26 protein-coding genes are annotated in these 23,358 nt (G+C 65.8%); 11 read left to right on the top strand and 15 right to left on the bottom strand.

Annotated features, from left to right (window positions below):
* The first annotated feature begins 175 nt into the window (after nucleotides 1-175).
* The 3 genes from HB677_RS06795 (at nucleotide 176) to HB677_RS18805 (ending at nucleotide 3,323) form a co-directional block, all read left to right on the top strand.
* Complete coding sequence (locus HB677_RS06795) at nucleotides 176-580, top strand: hypothetical protein (RefSeq protein ID WP_213814919.1); 405 nt, start codon at nucleotides 176-178, stop codon at nucleotides 578-580.
* Nucleotides 581-752: 172 nt separating this feature from the next.
* Nucleotides 753-2,963, top strand: a complete 2,211-nt coding sequence (locus tag HB677_RS06790) for an AAA family ATPase (RefSeq protein WP_213814918.1) — start codon at nucleotides 753-755, stop codon at nucleotides 2,961-2,963.
* 66 nt (nucleotides 2,964-3,029) lie between these two features.
* Nucleotides 3,030-3,323, top strand: a complete 294-nt coding sequence (locus HB677_RS18805) for a response regulator transcription factor (protein ID WP_213814917.1) — start codon at nucleotides 3,030-3,032, stop codon at nucleotides 3,321-3,323.
* Between the two features lie 3 nt (nucleotides 3,324-3,326).
* Here HB677_RS18805 and HB677_RS06780 read toward each other — a convergent pair whose 3' ends face one another.
* Complete coding sequence (locus tag HB677_RS06780) at nucleotides 3,327-3,809, bottom strand: general stress protein (protein WP_213814916.1); 483 nt, start codon at nucleotides 3,807-3,809, stop codon at nucleotides 3,327-3,329.
* A gap of 207 nt (nucleotides 3,810-4,016) precedes the next feature.
* Between HB677_RS06780 and HB677_RS06775 the strand changes: the two genes are divergently transcribed.
* Nucleotides 4,017-4,532, top strand: coding sequence for a DUF1269 domain-containing protein (locus HB677_RS06775; RefSeq protein ID WP_255546278.1), 516 nt, complete (start codon nucleotides 4,017-4,019; stop codon nucleotides 4,530-4,532).
* Nucleotides 4,501-4,911, top strand: a complete 411-nt coding sequence (locus HB677_RS06770; protein WP_213814914.1) for a YidH family protein — start codon at nucleotides 4,501-4,503, stop codon at nucleotides 4,909-4,911. Before HB677_RS06775 ends, HB677_RS06770 begins: the two co-directional genes overlap by 32 nt.
* Here the strand turns inward: HB677_RS06770 and HB677_RS06765 are convergent, their stop codons facing one another.
* Nucleotides 4,912-7,266 (bottom strand): arylsulfatase, encoded by a 2,355-nt coding sequence (locus tag HB677_RS06765; protein ID WP_213814913.1) that lies wholly within the window; start codon nucleotides 7,264-7,266, stop codon nucleotides 4,912-4,914.
* 249 nt (nucleotides 7,267-7,515) lie between these two features.
* On the opposite strand from HB677_RS06765, the gene arfB reads away from it, so the two are divergent.
* The 6 genes from arfB to HB677_RS06735 all read left to right on the top strand — a co-directional run bounded on the left by arfB (nucleotide 7,516) and on the right by HB677_RS06735 (nucleotide 12,897).
* The gene (gene arfB, locus HB677_RS06760; protein WP_213814912.1) at nucleotides 7,516-7,938 is read left to right on the top strand and encodes an alternative ribosome rescue aminoacyl-tRNA hydrolase ArfB; all 423 of its coding nucleotides are present in this window, start codon (nucleotides 7,516-7,518) and stop codon (nucleotides 7,936-7,938) included.
* Nucleotides 7,939-8,328: 390 nt separating this feature from the next.
* Nucleotides 8,329-9,516, top strand: coding sequence for an RtcB family protein (locus tag HB677_RS06755; protein ID WP_213814911.1), 1,188 nt, complete (start codon nucleotides 8,329-8,331; stop codon nucleotides 9,514-9,516).
* Nucleotides 9,517-9,733: 217 nt separating this feature from the next.
* Nucleotides 9,734-10,225: a flagellar protein FlgN gene (locus HB677_RS06750; protein WP_213814910.1), complete on the top strand. Its 492-nt coding sequence runs from the start codon at nucleotides 9,734-9,736 to the stop codon at nucleotides 10,223-10,225.
* Nucleotides 10,226-11,644, top strand: a complete 1,419-nt coding sequence (gene flgK, locus HB677_RS06745) for a flagellar hook-associated protein FlgK (protein ID WP_213814909.1) — start codon at nucleotides 10,226-10,228, stop codon at nucleotides 11,642-11,644.
* A gap of 15 nt (nucleotides 11,645-11,659) precedes the next feature.
* A complete protein-coding gene (gene flgL, locus HB677_RS06740; RefSeq protein WP_307852502.1) occupies nucleotides 11,660-12,529 on the top strand; it encodes a flagellar hook-associated protein FlgL in 870 nt (289 codons plus the stop codon).
* Entirely contained in the window at nucleotides 12,526-12,897 is a 372-nt protein-coding gene (locus tag HB677_RS06735; protein WP_213814907.1) for a flagellar assembly protein FliW, read from the top strand. Before flgL ends, HB677_RS06735 begins: the two co-directional genes overlap by 4 nt.
* A gap of 12 nt (nucleotides 12,898-12,909) precedes the next feature.
* On the opposite strand, the gene HB677_RS06730 is transcribed toward HB677_RS06735, so the two are convergent.
* Genes HB677_RS06730 through HB677_RS06670 form a run of 13 tightly spaced genes read right to left on the bottom strand, consistent with a single transcriptional unit; the run spans nucleotide 12,910 to nucleotide 23,321 of the window.
* Nucleotides 12,910-13,152: a carbon storage regulator gene (locus HB677_RS06730; RefSeq protein ID WP_213814906.1), complete on the bottom strand. Its 243-nt coding sequence runs from the start codon at nucleotides 13,150-13,152 to the stop codon at nucleotides 12,910-12,912.
* A 46-nt stretch (nucleotides 13,153-13,198) separates the two neighbouring features.
* Nucleotides 13,199-14,161, bottom strand: coding sequence for a hypothetical protein (locus HB677_RS06725; RefSeq protein ID WP_213814905.1), 963 nt, complete (start codon nucleotides 14,159-14,161; stop codon nucleotides 13,199-13,201).
* A complete protein-coding gene (locus HB677_RS06720) occupies nucleotides 14,136-16,184 on the bottom strand; it encodes an FHIPEP family type III secretion protein (protein WP_213814904.1) in 2,049 nt (682 codons plus the stop codon). The genes HB677_RS06725 and HB677_RS06720 overlap by 26 nt, the downstream gene beginning before the upstream one ends.
* Nucleotides 16,174-17,355 carry an EscU/YscU/HrcU family type III secretion system export apparatus switch protein gene (locus tag HB677_RS06715; protein WP_213814903.1) on the bottom strand — a complete coding sequence of 394 codons (1,182 nt, stop codon included), beginning with the start codon at nucleotides 17,353-17,355 and terminating at the stop codon, nucleotides 16,174-16,176. The genes HB677_RS06720 and HB677_RS06715 overlap by 11 nt, the downstream gene beginning before the upstream one ends.
* A 3-nt stretch (nucleotides 17,356-17,358) precedes the next feature.
* Entirely contained in the window at nucleotides 17,359-18,117 is a 759-nt protein-coding gene (locus HB677_RS06710) for a flagellar biosynthetic protein FliR (RefSeq protein ID WP_213814902.1), read from the bottom strand.
* A gap of 2 nt (nucleotides 18,118-18,119) precedes the next feature.
* Entirely contained in the window at nucleotides 18,120-18,395 is a 276-nt protein-coding gene (gene fliQ / locus HB677_RS06705; protein ID WP_213814901.1) for a flagellar biosynthesis protein FliQ, read from the bottom strand.
* Between the two features lie 4 nt (nucleotides 18,396-18,399).
* Complete coding sequence (fliP, locus tag HB677_RS06700) at nucleotides 18,400-19,248, bottom strand: flagellar type III secretion system pore protein FliP (protein ID WP_213814900.1); 849 nt, start codon at nucleotides 19,246-19,248, stop codon at nucleotides 18,400-18,402.
* Nucleotides 19,245-19,754 carry a flagellar biosynthetic protein FliO gene (locus tag HB677_RS06695; protein ID WP_213814899.1) on the bottom strand — a complete coding sequence of 170 codons (510 nt, stop codon included), beginning with the start codon at nucleotides 19,752-19,754 and terminating at the stop codon, nucleotides 19,245-19,247. The genes fliP and HB677_RS06695 overlap by 4 nt, the downstream gene beginning before the upstream one ends.
* Nucleotides 19,755-20,450, bottom strand: coding sequence for a flagellar motor switch protein FliN (gene fliN / locus HB677_RS06690; protein WP_213814898.1), 696 nt, complete (start codon nucleotides 20,448-20,450; stop codon nucleotides 19,755-19,757). It lies immediately after the preceding gene.
* Entirely contained in the window at nucleotides 20,447-21,355 is a 909-nt protein-coding gene (locus HB677_RS06685) for a flagellar motor switch protein FliM (RefSeq protein WP_307852501.1), read from the bottom strand. The genes fliN and HB677_RS06685 overlap by 4 nt, the downstream gene beginning before the upstream one ends.
* Before the next feature lie 59 nt (nucleotides 21,356-21,414).
* Nucleotides 21,415-22,332: a flagellar motor protein MotB gene (locus HB677_RS06680; protein WP_213814897.1), complete on the bottom strand. Its 918-nt coding sequence runs from the start codon at nucleotides 22,330-22,332 to the stop codon at nucleotides 21,415-21,417.
* On the bottom strand, nucleotides 22,329-23,096 hold the full coding sequence (locus HB677_RS06675) for a motility protein A (protein ID WP_213814896.1): 768 nt from the start codon (nucleotides 23,094-23,096) through the stop codon (nucleotides 22,329-22,331). The genes HB677_RS06680 and HB677_RS06675 overlap by 4 nt, the downstream gene beginning before the upstream one ends.
* A gap of 9 nt (nucleotides 23,097-23,105) precedes the next feature.
* Nucleotides 23,106-23,321 carry a flagellar FlbD family protein gene (locus tag HB677_RS06670; RefSeq protein ID WP_213814895.1) on the bottom strand — a complete coding sequence of 72 codons (216 nt, stop codon included), beginning with the start codon at nucleotides 23,319-23,321 and terminating at the stop codon, nucleotides 23,106-23,108.
* Nucleotides 23,322-23,358: the final 37 nt, after the last annotated feature.

Genomic DNA, 23,358 nt, shown 5'->3' with positions numbered 1-23,358 from the left:
TCGTGTCCTTTCCGTGGAGCCACCCAGTGGACCAGATGCGCGAGGGTGCCGACTCACCCGTACAAGGCGAGTGGGAGGCGGTCGCTCCGGCGGTAACCGTCACCTGCGCCGGGTGATGGTTCATGGACGCGGCAGGGTCACAATGGCGGGCACACGCAGAGGAAGGTGCGTCGCGGTGGGACCCATCGAAGTGATCGTGGTGACCTTCTCCGATGCTGGCCGTGTGTCCAGCATCGGGCCTCCGCTCGCGGATCTCGTGTCGCAGGGACTCTTTGTGGTGGTCGACGCGGTGCTGGTGACCCGGCGACCGCCGGATACGGTGGTCATCAGTGACCTCAGCGATGACGTCGTTCCGGGGTGGTCGGCGATCAGCCCCCATCCGCGTCCACTGCTGAGCGCCCAGGACAGCGGGGTCGTCAGTGCCGGGCTGGCCCACCATCATGCCGCCGTGCTTGTCGCGATCGAGCACTCGTGGGTCGCGTCGTTTGCGCGGGACATTGCCGACAGTGGTGGTGCGGTGGTGCTGCACGCACGCATTGATGCCAGCACGGTGGAAATCGCGGCCCGGGTGGACTCGTAGGCGCCTGGGCAACGCCCGAACCCTCTCACCCGCAACGGGTGAGCGGTTCTGGGAGCGCTTCCCCCGCGCCACGGTGCCGATCTAGGGTGGTGCCATGAACAAGCTTGTGCGAGCGGGCATTGTCACACCACAGCCGGGGAAGCTGCGGCCCCCGGTTATCCGGGAGCCCTCGGTGACGAGACCGCGCCTGTTCGATTCACTCAACAAGAGCCTGATGAGCGATGCCCACACCTTCGTGATGGTGAGCGCACCCGCGGGCTACGGCAAGACTTATCTCCTTGCCCAGTGGGTGGCGCGGCTGCGGGAGTCCGGCACCATCGCAGCATGGTGTGTCGTGGACGACGACGAGCGTAATCCCGTCGATCTACGGAAGGCCATCGCGGGAGCTCTGCAGGAGGCAACCCGGGCACAGGACGGCCAGACGCATCCGGATTTCGAGGGGCTTCTCGACGTTGCGGATGGAGGAAGCCACGGCGAGTTCCTTGCCGCGCTCGCCGAGGTAATCGACACGGCGCGCTCCCGCGTCGAACTGGTCGTCGATGATGCCCACAGGCTCCTGGGAAGCCCGAGCGAGGACGAGTTCATCCGCCTCCTGCGCTGGGCGCCAGACAACCTGCACATCTCCTTCGCCACGCGCACTCCCCTGAGCACACAGACGGCACGCGTGAGCGGTCGCCTCGTGGAGCTGTCTGCCGACTCCCTCTCTTTTACCCGGGCGGAGACGACGGAACTGTTCTCCGAATTGGACATCACTCCCGAGGGCCTCGAGCGACTGTTTTCGGCCGCGGAGGGCTGGCCTGCAGCCCTCAGCCTGGCGATTCTTAATGTGGAAGCGGATGTCACGGAGGCAGGTGCCGTGCCGGACCCGGCCTTTCTCCACGACTACCTGTGGCACGAGGTCTACGCCGATCTCTCGGACGCGGAGCGCTCGGTGCTGCAGGTGGCAGCGGTGACGCCGCAGGTGACGGGCGATCTGGTGATGGCCGCACGACAGGTCGACGGGAGCGGTCAGATCCTGCGGGATCTTGCCATGCGCAGCCTCATGCTGCGGCGCGTGTCAACGGACTGCGAGGGGCGCACGTGGTACCGGATCCAGCCCCTGTTCGGCGAGTTTGTGCGGGAGATCATGCGGGAGACGGCTCCCGACGACATCGCCGCGATTGCCCGCCGGGCGGCCGAATGGCACTGCGAATGCGGTCATCCGCTCACCGCACTTTCCCTTGCCGTTCAGGCCACCAACCCGGCGCTGATCGACACAGTGTTGCGCTCCAAGGGATACGAGCTGGTCAACAGCGGCCACGCCTCCGAGCTCATCGATACGGTTCAGGCCGCCGGGGACCATCTGGTGCTCGGTCCGTTTGCGCGACTGATCGTGGCCTACGCGGCAACGACTCTCGGAATGGTCGACCGCGCGCTGGACTTTCTTGCCTCTCCGGGTGTGCTCGACCTTGGCGTCGACGATCTGCTCGAGTGGGACTGGTTGCGGTATCTCGTGGAGGTGCGACTCGCGTTCGTGCGATGGGAGAGGGTCGACACGATCACGTCCGGCTGGGGTGAGTCCACTCTGGCCGACGTGTCCGATCCGCTGCGTGCGTCCATTCGGTTGAGCAGGGGGCTTGCCGAGGCACGGTCAGGGCAGGTGGAAGACGCCACCCACGATTTGCGCATCGCCCTGGCCATAGCGGAGAACCTCAACGACACGGCCGCGCGCATGATGGGCACCGTTGGGCTCGCCTGGGTGGCGATGGAGTCCGTCAACGTGCGGGCGACACTCGAGCTGAGCGAAAAGGCGCTGGGGCTGGCCGACCGCCTGACGACGGAGGACGCCAGCGTCGTGCTTGCGCACGCGCACACCCTGGCGGGGTGGGCAAATGCCGAGCTTCTCCGGCTATCGGCAGCCAAGGGCCACACCAGCGCTGCGTCCTACTTTGCGCAGCGGGGCGGCGATCGCCTCGCCATTGCGCAGGCCACCCTCGTCGAGAACGCGGTCGGATTTGACGGTCTTCCCTACCGGCGGCGATTTGCCCAGGAGTTCACGACGATGTGGCCGCCGGAGTATCTGTCCGGTGCTCACACCGCCGCGGTGGTGTGCTCTCTACAGCTCGGACTGCGGATGGCGATCGAGCTGGACGAGCGGCGGTGGAGCGAGAGGCTGCTCGACCGGGCGCGCCAGTTCATCGGGGAGGGATACGACTGGCAGATCGCCTATTGCCAGTACCTCGTCAGCGTTGGGCGGGAGTCGGTCGCGCGCGACGCCCTTGGAGCGCTTGTGCGCGATGAGGCGACCGACCGGGTCGCCATTTCCGACATTGTTGCCTGGTCGCTGTCGGCGATCCTGGAGAAGCGGGCCGGTAACGATTACCGCGCGCACTCGGCGATCTAACACTCGATCGAGCGGGCAAATGAGACGGGGGCACTCGCCGAGGTCATCGTGCCGGGGGCGTCAGAGGTGGCCCGGATACTTTCCGATGGACTCGACCGGTTTGGCCCGCACGAGGATGTGGTGCGCCAGGTTCTCGCCCGTGAAGGCGGCGCTCCACTGCTCATCTCCGAGGCTCTGACCACCCGCGAGCGACAGATCCTGGCGGAGTTGCGCACACTTCGGACCGTCGACGAGATCGCCCATGACCTGTTGCTGTCGGTGAACACCGTCAAGACGCACATGCGCGGTATCTACCGCAAGCTTGATGCCAAGTCCCGGCGCCAGGCGATCAACACCGCGGAGCAGCTCGGTCTCATCTGAGACTTACAGCGTGTACATCCCCACCCGCACGGGCGTCGCCGATTCGAGGATGGCGTGCGCGCGCTTGACCGAATCTTCGGCACCGTGCACCATCACCAGGTACCTGTCCGCCTTGAGCTCGTCCTCGTAGACGGGTACTTCCTCGGCAGGAACGGCGAGTCCCGTGATGGCACCGAGTCCTGCTCCGATTCCCGCTCCGGCGAGGGTCGTCACGAGCCATCCCGCCGCCGCCACCCACCCGATGCCCGGTAGCCAGACAAAGCCGAGAAGCAGCCACCCGGTCAGGGCGCCCCAGAGTGCTCCCCAGCCGCCAAAACTGCCAGCTTTGTTTCCCTGCGGGATCCAACCGTGAACGGATTTCGTTTCCTTGACTCCCTTTCCGATGAGGGAGACGCTCTCCTGGTCGTACCCGGCGGTCTTGAGAAGCTCCATCGCCTCGAGGGCCTCCTCGCTGGTGGCATACACGCCGATCGTGGAATTTGTCACTGCCTCTGTCTTGCTTGCCATTATTGGTCCCCATCTCGGTGGCGGTGGCCGCGATTGCGGTTCCCCTCATGGTCTGTGCCCGCCGCCCGGGCGAGATCACCCGGCGAGGTGAGAGCCTCCGGTGCCGGAGCGATCATCGTTTTCGGGTGAGGAGACGACTGCCGCGGGGCGGGCAGGATGGCTGAACACGCGAGGAATGGGGCGGTCATGGGAAACACGTTGTCGGTCTGGAAGTTCGACTCGGTCGACGGCGCCCGCGATGCCGAGAGGCGGATTCTGGAGCTGCAGAAGCAGGAGTTGGTGACCGTGCACGACGCAGTCACGGTGTCCTGGGCGCCCGGGGCCGACTCCCCCACGACCAAGCAGCTGCACAACCTGACGGGGTCGGGCGCGCTGGGCGGTGCGTTCTGGGGACTTGCCATCGGCATGATTTTTCTCCTTCCGCTGGTCGGAACCGCAATCGGTGCCGCGACGGGCGGGCTCAAGGGATCGATGGAGGACCTCGGTATCGATGATGGTTTCGTCGGCCAGGTGCGGCGTTCGGTCACAACGGGCACCTCTGCCCTGTTCCTGCTGACGAGCGATGCAATGATCGACGCTCTCGCCGACGGATTCCGGGATATGCGGGCGGAGTTGATACAGACCAACCTCGATCCGGAACGCGAGGCGACCCTGCGGAAGGTGTTTCGCGATGAGCGAGCAGGGACCTCCCCGAACTCCTGATCCGCGAGGACACTCACCACACCCGCGTCGATTTCCCTCCGCGCTCTACGCCGTCGGCGCCGAACCCGACGCCCGTGACTCTCTGGCGAATGAACGGACGATGCTCGCCTGGGTGCGCACATCGCTGGGGCTGCTTGTGTCGGGCATCGGTCTGCAGGCCATCGGGCTTCCCATGCCCGCCGAACTGCGGTTCATTGCGGCGGTCATCCTGATCGTCGCCGGCATCGCGACGGCGATCCGGGCGTGGATCGGATGGTTCCGCAGCGAACAGGCCTTGCGGCGGAATGTACCGCTGCCCGGGTCCCTGTTCAGCGTTGTGCTGACGGTGCTGGTTGCCGCTGCGGGCGCCGTGACGCTGGTCGGGTTGTTCCTCGGTTGATCACTGGTGCCGCATTGCCGCCTGCAGCCACTCCTCCGGATCGACAAGGTGGTTGTGGTCGTCGAGGCCCAGGTCGATCTGCGCCCAGATGATGGTGCCCGAGAAAATTCCCCGGGGTGTGGTGTAGCCCTCGTACGCAGGCATTCCCGTGTCCATCCCCAGATCGAGTCCCTCGTCAAAGGAGAAGTACATCGGGTGGGTACGTTCGACCGTCGTGTCGCCGGAGGCCGAGCCATCGATAAAGAGGGTCGCCGTGCCTCCGCGCCCGATTCCTCCGCCGTTGTACGCAAATTCGATCCGCACCTGATGGCTGCCGGGACCGATCGGGGAGTCGGAGAGCACGGTGCTGCGCAGGAGCCCGCAGAAGTTGTAGTGGAACCCCAGCTTTCCGCGCTCGGTGAAGAAGGACCATCCGCCCGTCCGCCCTCCCTGCGCGAGGATTACTCCATCGGCCTCTCCGGACTCGGGCAGGACAATCTCCGCCGATGCCGACCACGACCGGTTCTTGATGTTGATGGCCACGTTTTCGTTGAGTCGGGTCATCCCCGGATACAGGCGAAGCGAGGAACCGGTAACAAGGCTCGGCCGGCCGGCGAACTCCGGGTTCATCCGTTGGGCGGCACGATCATCGAGCGGGATTACGTTGTACCGGGTGGCCTCGATGAGAAACAGCTGCTGCAATTCCGCAAGTTTCTCGGGGTGCTCCGCAGCCAGGTTGTGAGCCTGGGTCCAGTCGGTGGTCGTGTCGTACAGCTCCCAGACATCCTCGGAGAAGTCCACGGCCTGGCTCACGAGGTCCCAGGGCGTGCGGTGCCGGGTCTGCGCGGTCCAGCCGCGGTGGTAGATCCCCCGGTTTCCTAGGATTTCGAAGTACTGGGTGTGGTGACGCTCCTCGGCAGCCGACGCGTTGAACGCGTACGCCATCGAGACGCCGTGCATGGGGATCTGCGTCACCCCGTTGACGGTATGGGGCTGGGCGAGCCCGGCCAGTTCGAGGATCGTGGGGGCAATGTCAATGACGTGATGCCACTGGGTGCGCACCTCCCCGCGGGCCTCGATGGCCTGTGGCCAGTGCACGATCATGGCGTTGCGCGTGCCGCCGTAGTGGCTCGCGACCTGCTTTGTCCACTGGTACGGGGTGCACATGGCGTGCGCCCAGCCCACGGCGTAGTGGTTGTATGCCTCCGGTCCGCCGATCTTGTCGATGTTCTCCCGCCAGTACGCCTCGTCTTCGTACTCTGCTCCGCCGTTCGCCGCCGTTGTCAGAGTGAAGGCGCCGTCGAGACCGCCCTCCGCGGATGCTCCGTTGTCACCGATGATGTAGATGACGAGGGTCTCGTCGAGGATCTCGAGGTCGTCCAGAGCCTGAATCACCCTGCCGGTGTGGTGATCGGCATATTCGAGAAACGCCCCGTACACCTCCATTTGGTGCCGCAAGAAGGTCTTCCGTTCTTCGTCGAGGTCATCCCACGCGGGGATGCCGGCGGAACGCTCGGTGAGGTCGGCGTCCTGTGGCACGACGCCCAGCTCTTTCTGGCGGGCAAACGTCTCCTCGCGCAGCACGTCCCAGCCCTGGTCGTAGCGACCGGCGTGCTTCTTGATCCATTCCCGCGGCACGTGGTGAGGTGCGTGTGTTGCTCCCGGCGCGAAATAGACGAAGAACGGCTTGTCGGGGGTAAGTGCTTTTTGCTGGTGGATGTACTCAATAGTTTTATCGGCGAGATCCGGCATCAGGTGATAGTCCGGGTCATCGGGGGGAAGGATCTGGGCAACCCCATCGACAAGCGCGGGCTGCCACTGGTTGGTCTCGCCGCCAATGAACCCGTAGAACTTCTCGAAACCGCTGAACGCGGGCCAGTGATCGAACGGACCGGTTGGACCGGTCTCCCACACGGGCACCTCGTGGCACTTCCCGAACTGCGCCGTGTTGTAGCCCGACTGCCGAAGAATCTCCGGCAGGGGCACACAGCTATTCGGACGGGTCGACCGGTAGCCCGGCGCCGGCGTAGCAGTCTCGGTGATCTGCCCCATTCCGACCTGGTGATGGTTGCGCCCCGACAGCATCGCAGCCCGCGTCGGAGAGCAGATCGCCGTGGTGTGGAACCTGCTGAAGCGCAGACCGGCTCCGGCGAGCCGCTCGGCTGTCGGCATCGGCACGGGCCCCCCGAAAGCACTCGACGCCCCGAAGCCGACATCGTCCAACAACACCAGCAGCACGTTGGGCGCCTGTGCCGGCGGGCGCGCGACGGCGATTGGCTGCAGCTTCTCCTCCATCTTCTTGGCATCGAAAACCATCGGGCCTGTATAGACCTGGTCGGGGACGGGAAGAACGTTCCCGGGAAGAATGTCGGACATGCGAATGGTCCCTCTCTGACGTGTGCTGGTAATCCACCAAAATCGCCGGATCGCGGGCAGACCCGAAACAGGTGAGTCACCACACGCCCGCGGTAGCATTGCAGCGAACTTCCGGCTACGGCCGGCGGGTACTGGTTGAGACAGTGCAGAGCCCCGGGCGTCGTTCGCAGGATGAAGATCTGGCGGATGTCACGGCCGGGGCTTTCTCGTTCTGTCGATGTGCGGCCGGCCGTGTGCCACGCTTGCACCATGGACCTGGAGGTGTCACCCGCGCTCACGATTCCCGCCTCGGAACTCGGCTGGCGTTTTTCGCGGTCGTCGGGACCCGGCGGGCAGCACGTCAACACGTCCGACAGTCGCGCGGAGTTGTCGTGGGATGTCACCAATTCCGCCGTGCTGACCGACGAGCAGCGGGCCATCCTGACAGAGCGTCTGGCGCGCCGGCTGGTCGACGGGATCGTCACCGTGGCGGCTTCCGAGCAGCGATCGCAATTGCGCAATCGCGAGTCCGCGCTGGTCAAGCTCGGAAATCTCGTGTCAACGGCACTCGCACCGGACGCTCCCCCGCGCCGCCCCACCCGCAAGACCCGCGGCTCCAACCAGCGCCGGCTGGCGACCAAGGGGCAGCGGTCGATCATCAAACAGGGTCGGCAGCGCCCTCCCGCCGAATAACTTCGTCAAGAATTGGCGTAGACACGTGTCGTCCGCGCCCGCTAGGCTCACACTCCTGTGCCGACGTCCGGCACGGATACCCCGTTGATCTGGAAGGAGGGGCACATCGTGACCATCACCATCAAGCCCCTCGAGACCACCAACCATCTGCCCCTGCGCGATCCTCGCCAGCAGCAGCAGTGGCTGCTGCGCACCTTCCAGCACCTCTCGTAGGAATTTCGCCGTCGTACTGACGCCCCGAAGCCCCACGTGAGGCTCGGCGCTTTTTTGTGTCTCCACGACACATTCACGCTTCCTCTCGACACTGCAGGGTCGATGAGGGCGCAGGTCCCGGGCTCCCCCGGACGAATCCTCGCCCGACTCGCTTTACCCACACAGAGATAAAGGACCATGAAGAAAATCAACGACCGGCTGATCAGCTGGGCGAGCATCCTCGACGACACCGCCGAGGAACAGGCTCGTACCGCCTCGACCATGCCGTTCATCTACCCGCACCTCGCCTTGATGCCGGACGCCCACCCGGGCCTCGGTGCCACTGTCGGGTCGGTAATTCCGACGCTGCGGGCGGTCATTCCGGCGGCCGTCGGCGTCGACATCGGCTGCGGCATGATCGCCGTCAAGACGCAGCTCACCCGGGAGAGCCTCGACCAGAAGCTCGCTGCCACCGGGTCGACCCTCAAGGATCTGCGTGAGCAGATCGAGCGAGCGGTTCCGCTGTCCGCCGGGGCGTACAACCGCAAGATCGTCGCGACGGCCGAGCCCCGCATCCGGGAGCTGGAAGAACTCGCCGAGAAGGCCGGGTTCGATCCCGCATCGTACGTGGGGAACTGGCGCCTGCAGCTGGGTACCCTCGGGTCCGGTAACCACTTCATCGAGGCCAGCCTCGATGAGGATGACACGGTCTGGTTGTTCCTTCACTCCGGCAGCCGGGGCGTTGGCAACAAGATCGCCCAGAAGCACATCCGGGTGGCGCAAAAACTCATGGAGAAGTGGTGGATCACTCTTCCGGACAACGATCTCGCTTACCTGGTGGAGGGAACGCCCGAGTTCGAGCGGTACGTCCTCGAGCTCGGCTGGGCCCAGAAGTTCGCACTGCTCAATCGTGAGGAAATGATGGACCGGGTCATCCGCCAGGTTGCAGAACTCACGGGCGAACCCATCGACGAACGGGAGCGCATCAACACGCACCACAACTTCACGCAAAAGGAGACTCACTTCGGCAAGAGCGTGTGGTTGTCGCGGAAGGGTGCGATCTCCGCTCGGGAGGGCGAGCTCGGGTTGATCCCCGGATCGATGGGCACGGCCTCGTACGTGGTGGTTGGCCGTGGCAACAAGGTCGCGTTGGAATCCTCTCCGCACGGAGCGGGACGGACTCACTCGCGGTCGGCCGCGCGGAAAGCGTTTACGCACGACGAACTCCGGGAGGCGATGGTCGGAATCGAGTACCGGGACACCGACGCGTTCCTCGACGAGATTCCGGCGGCCTACAAGCCGATTGACCGGGTGATGGCGGATGCCGCGGAGTTGGTCTCCATTCGGCACACCCTCCGTCAGATCGTGAATGTGAAGGGCGACTAACCGGTCGCCGGTGACGGGCGCCGCACCTCAGGGTGTGGCGCCCGTTTCGCCGTACGGAGCCGTTTCGGTCTTTTGGTACATGCGCTTACATCGACCGGGCTTCGCCCGATAGTTCTCTTCGGTTGCGAAAGCGGCGTTTCTCGGCTGCGAGAGCGCTGCGAACTCACCGAATGCCTGATTTCGGGCCGGATTAGACTCAAAGGGGGTGGTGATCGACATGGGTATGCACGAACTGTCTGCGTTGCTGTGGAAGGAACGCGAGCTGTTGGAAGTCCTGCTGTTCAAGCTTGAGGTCGAACAGCTGTTGCTCACCGCCGGAAAAACCCGGTGGCTCGAGCGGGCAACGAAAGAGACGGAACAGGTCACTGCGCGTCTGCGCGACCTGGGTCTCGCGCGGACCGTTGAGGTCGCGGCGGTGGCAGCGGAGCTCGGGGTTTCGGAAGACGCGACCCTTCGCGAGGTAGTTGCCGCGTCGCCCGAGGGCGTGTGGTCGGAGATCCTCCAGTCACACCTGCGCGGACTCGGCGGTCTCGTCGGCCGAATCCAGGAAGTTCGCGACCAGAACGTTGTGCTGCTGCGCTCGGCAAATCGTGCCACGCAGGAGACTCTGGCAAACGTGGCCACCTCGGGGGGTACGTATGACGCCAATGGCGTCTCGTCGACGGGTGCGGTGCCGGACCAGGCCCGATTACTGGACAAGGAAGTTTAGATGAGCACGTTCAGCGGATTGAATTCTGCCTATACGGCACTCGTGGCGGCACGAACCGCGATCGACGTCACCGGCCAGAACATCGCGAACGCCAAGACCGAGGGCTACACCCGCCAGCGGGTTTCCCTCTCCCCCGTCGCTCCGCTGAGTTCCACGGGCATCCTCGCCAACCCGCTGCAGTCTCCCGGCCAGGGAGTCTCCGTCACTGGCATCGCGCGCCTGGCGAATCAGTATCTCGATGCCCAGGTGCGGTCCACCGCCTCGTCCGCGGGCTTCTCCTACGTGCGAGCCGACGCCCTGAGTTCACTCGAGAAGTCGCTCAATGAACCCGGGGCGAACGGAATCTCCACGGGACTACAGAACTTTTGGGCCTCGTGGCAGGATCTCTCCAACAAGGCCAACAGCGGTGCCAACGCCTCGGTGGTACTGGAGGAGGGCGCGAACCTCAGCACGCAGATCGCTGCCGGGTACACCGCGGCGGCCTCGCAGTGGCAATCGGTGAGGTCCAACGCGGATGTCACCGTGACGGAACTCAACTCCGCCGCCGAGCAGGTGGCGAAGCTCAACCAGGTGATCAGGCAGACCCAACAGTCGGGAGGCTCGGTCAACGAACTCCTCGACCAGCGTGATCTTCTCACCACGCGGATCGCGACCCTGGCCGGCGGCACGGTGAACTCCCTCGGCGACGGAACCGTCGAGGTACTCATCGGCGGCAACCCGATCGTCAGCGGAACGACATTCAACCCGGTGACGGTAGCCGGCAGCCGCACAATGGACACCGGCACGGTGCAGCTCGAATGGGCGGCGCGACCCGGCGTCGCTGTCGCCCTCGATGGCGGCGAGCTGGCGGGCACGCTGTCACTCCTGGCCCCGTCCAACACGGATGGCACGGGCGGGGCGATCGCCGAGGCGGCACAGTCCTATAACGACCTCGCGATCGCCGTGGCCGCGCAGGTGAATGCCGTGCACGAGACGGGCGTCAGTTCCACCGGGGCCACCGGCCTCGATTTCTTCTCTGTCTCTGCCACGGGACCGGCGGCCCTCGGGCTGAAGGTCATCCCGACCACGGGTGCCGGGATCGCTACCGGGGCGGTGGGCGGCGGCGCGCTGGACGGATCAATCGCCGACAAGATCTCCAAACTCAGCGCCGGGCCCGGCTCCCCCGACGCCCTGTGGGGTGGATTCGTCACCAAGATTGCTGTCGCCACCAAGAGTGAGCTCCAGCAATCGGTGCTCGCGGATCTCGCGGCCAACGGCGCCGTGACGGCGCAGCTCTCCAATGCTTCCGTCGACCTCGACGAAGAGAACGTGAACCTGCTGATGAGCCAGACGGCCTATCAGGGGGCGGCGCGAGTGCTGACCGCGATGGATGAAATGCTCGACACGCTCATCAACAAGACCGGACTGGTAGGACGATAACCGATGCTCACCCGGGTGACCACCACAACGATGATGCATGCCGCATCACGCAATCTGCAGACGGCGGCGGCCGAGCTGTCCCGGCTGCAGATTCAGGGATCGACGCTCAACAAGATCACCCGGCCGTCCGATGACCCGGCGGCAACGGCCGACGCGCTGAAGGTGCGGGCGGCGCAGACGGCGAACACCCAGTTCACCCGCAACGCCGCCGATGGAAACGAGTGGCTCACCACCGTTGATTCGTCCCTCGAGACGGTGTCGGGGCTGCTGCGCAAGGCTGCCGATCTCACTCTGCAGGGCGCCAACGATGGGTCCATGTCGCCCGCGGCGAAGGAAGCGATCGCCAAGGAACTCGAGACCATCCGCGACTCGCTCCTCAGTGCCGCTAACACCGAATACCTGGGCCGGTCGGTGTTTGCGGGCAACTCCGACGCGGGACACGCCTTCGCCGCCGACTACAGCTACACGGGAGGCGCTGGCACCGTTGAACGTCGCATCGACGACACCACCACGGTTCGGGTGGACGCTGACGGCGCTGCCGTCTTCGGTACCGGCTCCGACTCGGTGTTTGCGGAGATCGACTCGATCGTGTCCGATCTGCGGGCAGGCGTGAACGTCGGTGCCCACGTCAACGTTCTCAACAGTCGGTCCGACACCGTGAGCGCCCAGCTGGCGGTGACCGGCGCGCGGCAGGCGACCATCATCGACGCTCAGAAGACGCTGCTCAGCACCAAGGTGGATCTCGAGACGCAACGCACGGGAATCGAAGACGTGGACATCGCCGACATCGTGTTGCAGTTGAAGACTCAGGAGACCGTGTACCAGGCGGCCCTGTCCGTGACCTCGCGAACGCTCCAGCCGACGCTGATGGACTTCCTCCGATGAGCGCGCCCCTGACGTTCCTGTCGTCCCCGCTTGGGCTCGAGCCACTTGTCGACTTCCAGCTGGTGGACGTGGATGACGCGCCCGGCCTGTTCTCGCTCGAGTCGGGCGAGGGCGCCCGCCTCTACGTCATCGACGCGAGCCTGCACCTTCCGGACTACACGCCCACGATCTCCGAGGACCAGCGGGATTCTCTTGGTCTGCTCTCGGCAGACGACGCATCCGTTCTCGTCGTCGTAAACCCCGGAGACGAATCGACGACCGTGAATCTTCTTGCGCCGATCGTGCTCAACACGGCCACCGGACACGCCCGCCAGTTCATCCTCGAAGAGCAGGACTGGCCGCTGAAGGCTCCGCTGCTCGCTCGCTAGGGCGCCGCGGCGTTACTCGCTCCCGCCGCCCAGCAGCTTCTTGAGGTTCTCCTCGGGAGCGGTGGCGGCGGCGTCGGCGGATGCGCGGTTGGCGTCGGCGACCGCGTCGAGGATCTCCTCGCGCTGAATGCGCACTCCCCGGGGTGCGTCGATCCCGATCCGAACGCTGTTGTCGCTTCGCAGCTCCACGAAGGTGATGACGATGTCATCGCCGATCATGATGCGTTCGTTCAACTTCCGTGTCAGAACTAACATGCAGCACATCCTTGTTGGGTCCGGCGCGGAGTTACCCCGCCGTCATTCACTGTACAGGCGCTTCGATCCACCCGATGGGGACCCCGAGGCGCGCGACGGTCTCCGGGGTCGTTGTACGATGCGCGCCGACGACGGCGAGGGCATCCACACCGACCGCGTCTCCCAACCCGAGCACCCAACGCTCGGTGTCGTCCGGTTTCCTGCCTGCATCGACCACCGCCCAGACCTGGTCGGCACCGATGGCGCGCAACAGGTCCGCGTAAACCTCGGTGTCGTCGAGGCCGAACGCCACGAACACCCAGCGCTTGCGGATCACCGCCTCGGCGCGCGCGGTGAGGGCGGCGCGACGGTCGGTGATGGGTGCACTGCCACGGAGGCTGATGCCGCCTCCGCTGCGCAGGTCGGAGTGCCTCCCTGAACGCGACATCGCACGCGCAACAGTCAGGGCGTCCTGACCGAGGCCAACGAAAAGCACGAGATCGCCCGGCGTCGCGTACGAGGAGATAAGACCCGGGTCGCTGAGCTCCAGTGCTCCCCCGGTGCGGGGAGACGCCGGCGCGCGGGCAGCCGGGGGTGCGTCGTCGGCCGGTGTGGACGGAACGCTGTCCGGTTCTCCGATCCCGGCGCGGGCGGCGAGATCGGCGAGGATCTCCTCGAAGTCGGCGCTGGTGGTGGAGAGGAGGTGTTGCTGCGGTGCTTCCGGAGCCACGTCGTCCGCGGCATCCGCTTCGGCAAGGAGCGCGGCGATGCCCAGGCGCTCCGCGGTGCCCAGAAGCTCTGGCCCGGCGTGTCCGGGGGCCGGCCCGGAGGACCGGGCGGCGCTGAGCAGGCGTGCCTCGGCGACCTCGACGGTTACCTCGAAGAACTGCTTGGCGAGGAACTTGCCGATGCCGCCCTGGGTCACGCGTTCCGCGCTGATGATGCGGGCGGCGGAGCCGTGCTCGGCGAGGATCTGTGTCTTCAGGTCGTCGAGATTGGCTCCCCTAAGCTGAAATCTGCTCGTTGGCACGGATCACCCCTACTGTCTCGATGTTGAGCTCCGCGGCGGTTGCCTCGGTGTATGAGAGCACGGGAATCCCATGCACCCGCGCGGCGATGAGTCGCCGAACCGCGGGACGAATGGCCGGTGCACAGACCACAACGGCGGACTGGCCGGCGTCTTCGAGAGCGGCGACGGTGTCCTTCACCGAGACGAGGAGCGCCTCGACGAGACTCACGTCAAGCAGGATCTGCGTGCCGTGCTCGGACGGCCGCATGCTCTCCAGCATCGCCTGCTCCAGTGCGGGGTCGATCGTGATGACCCGCAGCACTCCCCCATCGAGGTGGGCGGCGGTCAGTGCCGGCCCGAGCGCCTGGCGGGCGGCCTCGATGAGACCCTCGGCATCGGTCGAGATGCGGGCGCGCAATGAGAGCGCTTCGAAGATCCGCGGGAGGTCGTTGATGGCCACCTGTTCGGCGAGGAGCCCCTGCAGCACGCGCTGGATCTCGGCGAGGCTGAGTGGATTCGGGGTGAGTTCGTCCACCGCGGACGGGCTGACCGCCTTTACCCCGTCGGTCAGTACCCGGACGTCCTCGCGGGTCAGCAGCCGCGCCGCGTTGTCGGCGATCACGGAGGACAGGTGCGTGACGATCACCGATACTCGGTCGATGACGGTTGCGCCGGCCATCTCCGCACTGCGTCGCATTTCGCTGGGGATCCACTTACCCGCGAGCCCAAACACCGGCTCGACGGTCGCTTCGCCGGGGAGTGCCTCGAGGTACTCGCCGAGCGCCAGGACCTTGCCCGCCGGCGCGATGCCGCGTCCGGCCTCGACGCCGGAGATCCGGATCGAATAGGTGGATGACGGCAGGTCGATGCTGTCCCGCGTGCGCACCGGCGGCACGACGAACCCCATCTCCATCGCGACCTTGCGGCGCAGCGACTTCACTCGCGCCAGCAGGTCGTCGGATGCCCCGGAGACGATGTCCACCAGGTCGGGCGCCAGGGTGATCTCGAGCGGGTGCACCCGCATCTGTTCGATGATGTCTTCCGTCGTCTCGGGTTTCGGCTCCCGGTCCGCGCGGTCATCCGCGAGCCGCTGCGCCTGCTGGCGGGCCTCGGATGCCTTCACCCGCGAGCTGGCGAATACGAGCAGGGCGCCGATGACGAAGAAGGGGATGATCGGCATTCCCGGGATGAGTCCGAGCGCCGCCGCGGCGAATCCCGCGATGAGCAGGGCGACGCGCGACTGCGACAACTGTTTGGAGACCGTCGAGCCGAGGTCGGCCGCGGCGTTTGACCGCGTCACGATCATGCCGGTGGAGACGGCCATGAGCAGCGCGGGAATCTGGGTGACGAGACCGTCGCCGATCGTCAGCAGGGTGTAGTGGTTGACGGCGTCGCCGATGGCCATACCGCGCTGCACGGTACCGATCGTGATGCCACCGATGATGTTAATAATGATGATGATGATGCCGGCGATGGCGTCACCCTTCACGAACTTCGACGCGCCGTCCATCGCACCGTAGAAGTCCGCCTCGGCGGAGACCTCGGCCCGCCGCTCGCGTGCCTGGTCGTCGGTGATAAGCCCGGAGTTGAGGTCCGCGTCGATCGCCATCTGCTTGCCGGGCATGGCGTCCAGCGTGAAGCGCGCGCCCACTTCGGCGACGCGCTCGGCGCCCTTCGTGACCACCACGAACTGGATTACCACGAGGATCAGGAAGATTACCGCCCCGATGATGATCGAGCCGCCGACGGCAACTTCACCGAACGAGGCGATCACCTGACCCGCGTACCCGTCGCCGAGGACGAGGCGGGTGGATGCCACGTTCAGACCAAGCCGGAACAGCGTTGCCACCAGCAGCAGCGACGGGAACACCGAGAAGTCCAGCGGTTTGCGCACGAACATCGTGGTCAGCAGCACCACAAGCGCGAGCAGGATGTTGAGGATGATCAGCACGTCGAGCAGGAAGGCAGGTACTGGCACCACCAGCAGCAGCACGATGCCGACCACCCCAACGGGCACGGCAACTTTCGCCCAGTTACGGTTCACGGTGGGATCCTCCTGTGGTTGGCGATGCGGTGGTTGGCGACGCGGTGGTGGATGAGGCGGATGACCCGCGCGCAGGCGCGGGCTCGGGAATGACGACGGGTCTGGCCAGGGTATGGACGCCGCGGGCCGAGCCGCGCGCCTTCAGCGCAGCGACAAACGTGAGCACCGTGGCGATCGCCGAGTAGAACGGCACGGGGATCTCGTGCCCCAACTCGCACGCGGCGTGCAACGCCCGCGTGAGGGGAATGTCCTTCACCATGGGCACCGCGTGCTTCTCGGCTTCCTCGCGGATGCGCGCCGCGATGACGCCCTTGCCCTTCGCTACGACACGCGGAGCGGACTTGCCCGGCTCGTACCGCAGGGCGACGGCAAACTCGGTCGGGTTGATGAGCACCACATCCGCGTCGGCCACCGACGACATCATGCGGCTGCGGCTCATCTGCAGCTGGCGGGAACGTCGTTGCGACTTGACGAGGGGGTCGCCATCCGAGTTCTTGTTCTCGTCGGTGACCTCCTTTTTCGTCATCTTGGTCTGCTTGCTGTTCTTGCGCATGACGACGAACACGTCGACAGCGGCGAGGGCGAGTCCCGCTGCGACGGCGGCGATGAGCAGGGACCAGGCACCGGATGTCCCTGCCTCGACCACCGCGGCGACCGATAGTCCCCCGCTCGTCATCAGCACGGGCATGAGCGTCTGGATGACGATGTACAACACCCCGCCGATGACGCCGGTCTTCAGCAGCGACTTTGCTCCCTGCCAGAGCGCCTGCGTGCCGAAGGTGCGCTTGATTCCCGCCAGCATGTCGAACTGGTCGAAGCGCAGGAGCTTGGTCTTGATGTGCACACCGCCCTGCGCGACGGATCCGGCGAGCACGGCGATGGCGACGGCGGCCAGCATCCCGCCCATGATCGGCCCGATGGACCCCAGCCCGTCGTACAGGGCATCCATGGCGATACCCGGCTCGGGGTGGGACGCGACGGCGCCGACGGTGAAGAGCTGGTGCGTGACCGCGGTGGTTCCGGCGGCGATGGTCGCGGGAATGAGCACGCCGGCCGCTCCCACGCCGAGCCAGGCCGTCACGTCCTGCGATTTCTGCAGCTTGCCCTTCGAGCGGACATCCTTCATCCGCTTGTCGGTGGCTTTCTCGGTTCTTTCCTGTGCGTCAGACACGGGTCATCCCACCCCCATGATCGCGTCAACGGCCTTACCGGTGATGGACGCGACGATCGAGGGAAGGGCGGCGAAGACGAGCCCTCCGAGGGTGAGGGTCAGCATGATCTTCAGCGGGAAGCCGAGGGCGAACGCGTTGAGCGCGGGCGCGACGCGTGTGAGGAGGCCGAGGCCGGCGTCCGCGAGGAACAGGACGATGAGCAGTGGCCCGGCGATCTGCACAGCAGCGAGGAACATCTGCGCCACCCCGGCGACCATGACGTCGACGGATGCCGCGAGATCGATGCCAGCACCCAGCGGGATGGCGTCGAAACTGCGGAAGAGTCCCCCGAGCACCAGTTGGTAGGCGCCGGAGGCGAGCATCAGCGCGAGGGCGGCCATGTTGAACAGACGGCTGAACTGCGCGCCGTTCGTCAGCATCTGCGGATCGAAGGCCTGCGCCAGCTGGAATCCTCCGAACGTGTCGATGAGGTTGCCGGCGGACTGCACGGCGGCGAACGCGAGGAAGACGAGGAAACCCAGGACGGCGCCCACGAGAAGCTCGGTGACGAGAGATGCGAAGAACCCCGCGTCATCCGTCTGCCTGTATGTCGGCACGACACGGGGAGAAACGGCGATCGCGAGCCCCACCGCGAGGGTGACCTTCACGCGTGCCGGGAAGCCGCGGTAGGAGAACGGGGGCGCGATCACGATGAACGCCGCCATGCGCACGCTCGCGAGCATGACGGCTTCGATCCACTGGAGGTTCAGCGGGATGTTCACGATTAGCCCGCCCCGACGAGCGAGGGAATCTTGTCGAACATCTGGTGGGTGAAGGTGACGGATTCCGCGATCATCCAGTGACCGCAGACCAGCAGCGCGATGGCGACAGCCACGGCCTTTGGGACGAAGGAGAGAGTGACCTCCTGGATCTGGGTGATCGACTGGAAGAGCGAGATGGCGAAGCCGACCACGAGCGCGGTGATGAGGATCGGGGCGCTGAGTTTCGCGGCCAGCAGGAGGGCCTGCGTTCCGATATCGAGGAGATCACTGGTGTTCACGGCGCTATCCGCTCTGGTAACTGGTGATGAGGGAGGTGATGATGAGCCCCCAGCCGTCCACGAGCACGAACAGCAGGATTTTGAAGGGCAGGGAGATCATGACCGGCGGCAGCATCATCATTCCCATGGACATCAGCGCCGAAGCGACGACGAGGTCGATCACCAGGAACGGGATGAAGATGACGAAGCCGATGATGAAAGCGGCGCGCAGTTCGGAGATGAGGAACGCGGGGATCAGCGTGATGAGCGTGACGTCCTCGGGATTGTTCGGGTTCGCCTGGCCGGAGGCGCGCGTCATCAGCGCGAGGTCTTCCTGGCGGGTGAAGGCGAGCATCCAGTGCCGCAGCGGTTCGGAGCCGGCGGCGACCGCCTGGTCGAAGTTGAGCTTGCCGTCGAGATAGGGCTGCACGCCGAGATTGTTCACGTCGGTCAGTACCGGCCACATGATGAACAGCGACAGGAACAGGGCGAGTCCAGCCAGCACCTGGTTCGGCGGGATTGACGGCAGTGACAGCGCGTTGCGGGTCATGGCCAGCACCACAAAGATCTTGGTGAACGACGTCATCATGAGCAGCAGGGCGGGAGCTACCGACAGCAGCGTGATGCCGATGAGGGTGACGATGGCGGATGACGGTGCGCCGTCGGGTCCGTTGACGTCGACGCTGAACCCGCCGCTGGTCGGCGGGGTGGGGGTCGCCGGCGCGGTCGGGTGCACCGGAGCTGACGGTGCCGCGTAGCCGGCCGATGCCGAGATGGTGAGAATTGCAAAGACGACGATCAGCAGGAGGCCAATCGCAATGGCTACCCGCGTGATGCCGCTCGACCGGGAGACCCGGGTCGAGGGTGAAGTCATTTCGAGCGTTCCTGCCTAAGAACAGTCAGGAAGCGCTTCCATGTCTCCGCAGAAAGGATGGACCCGCTGAGCAATCCGTGCGATGCGGGTGAAAGGGTGGGGGCGACGAACGTCGGTCGGATACTGGCGGCTGTCGCGGCGACCGGTACCTCGGGCAGGTTGCTTTCGCCTGCCGCGGTCTTCATGTGGTCGTCGAAGGTGACGGCGACGGGGACGGTCCGTGGGTGGAGTGAGGTCGGTGTCCGGTATGGCTGCGCGGCCTCGGCGGTCAGGTCGCTGAGGACGGTGACCGACCGCTCCGTGACGCCGAGCAGCAGCCGCTTGCCGTCGGCCTCGACGATGATGACGGACGCCTTTTGTCCGATGCCCTGCCGTCCGACCACGGAAATCGCCTTCGCCGCCGGCGCACCCCTGCCCTTGGTGATGCGCTTGTGCGCATACCAAATGACGGCGAGAACGGCGGCGAGGGAGACGAGCACCCGCAGGCCTACGGCAATGACATCCACTTAGCTCAGGCCGTCCTGCACGTCGAGGATGCGCGTGACGCGCACCGCGTAGTCTTGGTCGACCACGACGACCTCGCCGTGGGCGATGAGCCGACCGTTGAGCATGATGTCGGCGGGGGCTCCCGCCGAGCGGTCGAGCTCGATGACGGCGCCGGGTTCCAGCGCGAGAACGTCGCGCACCGACATCCGGGTGCGGCCGATCTCAACCGTGAGGGCCATCTCGACGTCGTTGATGCGGTTGAGCTTGGCGGCCACCGAGTCATCGGATGCCGCTCCCCCGGTGGCGGTGCCGTTGGTGCGGATACGCAGCGCGAACCAGCCGGCGAAGTCGGTGGTGTCCCACAGCTCGAAGACGACGGTGTCGGGCGATGTGACGATGTCGGAGGCCGTGCCGAGCTGGGCCTCCCCCAGGACGCCGGTGCCGAGCACACCCGTTGCTGCCTGGAGCGCGGGGGTGAACAGATCGACGAGCGACACGAGGCCCGAGCCATCCGGTGTCACGCTCGGGGCATCCACCAGATGGATGGCGACGTCCGCCGAGGGCGAGCCCACGAAGGTGGCGAGCACCGCTTCGCCCGTGATCGCCGGCAGGTCGGCCGACGGGGATCGCAGTACGGGGCGGAGTTGGCCGGTCGTGGGAAGAAGCGCGACGAGGGCCGCGGCCGCCTCATCGTGGATGGTCGTCGTTGCGGTCATCGGGGTGTCTCCTGGGTTTCGATTACGACGCAGGCCATGCGGGAACCGTTGGCTCCGACGGCGGCCGTCGCGAGTTGCTGCCCGCCGACGGCGAGATCGAGTGGCTTGTGTTTGGGGTGTCCGAGTGGGATGACGTCGCCCACGGTCAGACCGAGGATGGTGGCGGGTGTGACCGCGACCGACGGAATCTGCAGGGCGACGTCGACGGGCACGCGGGATAGCTGCAGCTGGACGAGGGCGCGGGCGTCGGCGGCATTGATCACCGGGTTCGCGTCGCCCAGCCGGCGCAGGATGGCGTCCGCCGGGATGGCCAGGGTGGCCGGAGCCGTTTGCTCGCCCGACTGGACGGTGAAGGACGCGACGATCATCAGCTCCGTCGTGCCCGCGGCCTGCGCGAACTGCGAGTTGTGGTGGATCGCGTCGATGGCGATGTCGGCGGACAGCAGCGGGCCGAGCGAGTACCGCAGGTCATCGAGAATGTCGACGACGAGCTTGCGCAGCAGGGTCTGCTCCATCTGGGTGAGGTTGCGCTCCGCCTCGTTGTGCACACCCGTGCCGCCGAGCATGTGGCTGAACCACGACAGGGCCGCGCCCGTCGGAAACTGAATGACGGCCTTCGCGTCGGCGTCGAGATCTCCGAGGGTGCACAGCACCATCACGGTGGACGAGGGAAGCGACGCGGCGTACTCGTCGTAGGTGTTCATCAACACGGTCTCGAAGGTGACGTGCGACCGGGCGCGGATGTTGGCGGTGAGCTGGGTTCCCCACTGGCGGGCGAAGGTCTCGAAGGCAAGTTCGAGCGCGCGGGAGTGCTCACGGGCGAGCGTCGTCGGACGACGGAAGTCGTAGACGTCGACGTTCCTCGTGCTGGCGCCCGGAGCGCGGGAGATGCGGGTGGATGTCACAGCGGGAACTATCGGTCGCTGCGACGCACCCGTTAGGTACCCCCGGCGGCAAAAACGCCTCAGTGCTTTGGCGGAGTTTCTGCCTGGTCGATCGGTGCGTCGTTCGTGGCGGGTGCGGAGGGGGTCGCGGACGACGAGGGGTGGCTCAGCTCATTCAGCAGGTTCGGCAGGAGCGTGCGCACGGATTCGGGAGCTCCCGACACGATGACGATGTCCACCCGACGGTTGGCGGCGATCGCCGTGACACTCGTGCCGGTGGAGATGGGGCGGGTAGAGCCGTACCCGACGGCGCTCGCGCGTTTTCCCGCGACATGGCTGCGGTCCACGAAGTACCGCACAACGGTGGTTGCGCGGGCGCTCGACAGCTCCCAGTCAGTGGGGAACGGACCGGATGAACCGTGGGGGTCCGCGTGACCCTCCACCGACACCTGGTGCGGAATGCTCGCGAGAACCGAACCGATCGTGGCGAGGACGCGCCGCGCCTTGGGCGTCAGCACGTCGCTGTTGCCATCGAAGAACGTTTCCGCCCCCACGAGCCGTGTGGTGAGTCCCCGGGCGTCGACCTCGTATTTCACGGTGGACTGCAGTCCCTGTGCCTCGAGTCCCGCGTCAATGCGATCCCGGATCTTCAGCAGGCCGTCGAGTTCGTTCTTCGCCAGGTCCAGATCCTTGGGATCGACCGGGTCGCCCTCGACGTTGGTCGCGGTGAGCGTGCCCTTGTCGCCGATCAGATCAGGCGGAACGACGATGCCGGTGGCGGTGTCGGCGTAGTTAGTCGCGGTGGTGCCGAAACCGGTGGACAGGGACATCCGCAATTTTTCGAATTTGTCGACATCGACGCTCGACATCGCGTACAAAACGATGAACATGCACATCAGCACGGTGACCATGTCCATGTAGGAGGCCATCCAGCGTTCGTCGTGATGTTCTTCCGCGGGTTCGCTACTGCCGCGGCGCGACTGTTTTCTGGCGCTCACACCGGCTCCGGCTCGAGCATGGCGTTGGGAACCATGGCGCGCAGGTGTTCGCGCACGAGGCGCGGTTGGTCTCCCTGCTGGATGGCGAGGGCTCCCTCGAGGGTGAGGGTCATGATGTCGGCGTCGAGACTGGCGAGGCGGGTGAGCTTGTCGCCGATGGGAAGCCAGATGAAGTTGGCCGACAGCAGGCCCCACAGGGTGGCGACGAAGGCGGCGGCGATCGAGGGACCGAGGGTCTCGGGCGAATCGAGGTTCTCGAGCACGTGGGTCAGGGACACAACCGTGCCGATGATGCCGACGGTGGGCGCGTATCCCCCGAGAAGCTTGAAGAATTTGGCCGCCTGGAAGTTGGCCTTGGAGCTCGTGTGGATCTCGTCCTCCAGCAGCGCACGGAGTTCGTCTCCGTCGGTGCCGTCGGCAATGTTCTGGAGCGCGATCTTCAGGATCGGTTCGGTGGCCTCTGTCGCGTCCTCCTCGAGGGAGAGGAGACCCTCGCGTCGCGCCTTGTCGGCGATGGCCACGAGCCGCTCGATGAGTTCATCGGGCTTTGCGACCTTGCCGCGGAAGGCGTTGGGCAGGGCGCGCACCGCGAGGATGGCGTCCTTGAGGGTTCCGCTGGCGATGCCGACGGCGATCGTTGCGCCGAACACGAGGACGATCGGGCCGGGGAGCAGGATCGAGGTGATGTTCGCGCCCTCGATCATGAACATGCCGAAGAGGGCGCCGAACGCGACGACCAGACCGATGAGTGTCGCTGGATCCATCAGGCGGTCCTAGTCGCCCACAGCGGCGTTAGCCGTCAGAGCCATCGAGATGACGCGGGCGCGGTACGCGGCGATCGCGCTGACGACCTCGGCGAGGGACTCGGTGACGATATAGGTGGAGCCGTCGACCATGACGAGCGTGGTGTCCGGATTCTCATGGATCCTTTCGAGGAGATCGGGATTGACGGCGAACGCGCTGCCGTTGAGTCTCGTCACCGTGATCATTGCTGCACCCTCGTTTGTGCGGCCCCCATCGGACCGT

Source organism: Glaciihabitans sp. dw_435 (assembly GCF_018449675.1).
In the GTDB taxonomy this organism is placed as follows: Bacteria; Actinomycetota; Actinomycetes; order Actinomycetales; family Microbacteriaceae; genus Glaciihabitans.
This window is presented reverse-complemented; position numbering and strand designations above follow the sequence as displayed.

Excerpts from the sequence above, each read along its gene's own strand:
- HB677_RS06730 (WP_213814906.1), bottom strand. The coding sequence starts at position 13,152 with ATGTTAGTTCTGACACGGAAGTTGAACGAACGCATCATGATCGGCGAT.
- HB677_RS06775 (WP_255546278.1), top strand. The coding sequence starts at position 4,017 with ATGGGAAACACGTTGTCGGTCTGGAAGTTCGACTCGGTCGACGGCGCC.
- arfB (WP_213814912.1), top strand. The coding sequence starts at position 7,516 with ATGGACCTGGAGGTGTCACCCGCGCTCACGATTCCCGCCTCGGAACTC.
- HB677_RS06750 (WP_213814910.1), top strand. The coding sequence starts at position 9,734 with ATGGGTATGCACGAACTGTCTGCGTTGCTGTGGAAGGAACGCGAGCTG.
- HB677_RS06770 (WP_213814914.1), top strand. The coding sequence starts at position 4,501 with ATGAGCGAGCAGGGACCTCCCCGAACTCCTGATCCGCGAGGACACTCA.
- HB677_RS06765 (WP_213814913.1), bottom strand. The coding sequence starts at position 7,266 with ATGTCCGACATTCTTCCCGGGAACGTTCTTCCCGTCCCCGACCAGGTC.
- fliN (WP_213814898.1), bottom strand. The coding sequence starts at position 20,450 with ATGACCGCAACGACGACCATCCACGATGAGGCGGCCGCGGCCCTCGTC.
- HB677_RS06675 (WP_213814896.1), bottom strand. The coding sequence starts at position 23,096 with ATGGATCCAGCGACACTCATCGGTCTGGTCGTCGCGTTCGGCGCCCTC.
- flgK (WP_213814909.1), top strand. The coding sequence starts at position 10,226 with ATGAGCACGTTCAGCGGATTGAATTCTGCCTATACGGCACTCGTGGCG.
- HB677_RS06755 (WP_213814911.1), top strand. The coding sequence starts at position 8,329 with ATGAAGAAAATCAACGACCGGCTGATCAGCTGGGCGAGCATCCTCGAC.
- HB677_RS06670 (WP_213814895.1), bottom strand. The coding sequence starts at position 23,321 with ATGATCACGGTGACGAGACTCAACGGCAGCGCGTTCGCCGTCAATCCC.
- fliP (WP_213814900.1), bottom strand. The coding sequence starts at position 19,248 with ATGACTTCACCCTCGACCCGGGTCTCCCGGTCGAGCGGCATCACGCGG.
- HB677_RS06735 (WP_213814907.1), top strand. The coding sequence starts at position 12,526 with ATGAGCGCGCCCCTGACGTTCCTGTCGTCCCCGCTTGGGCTCGAGCCA.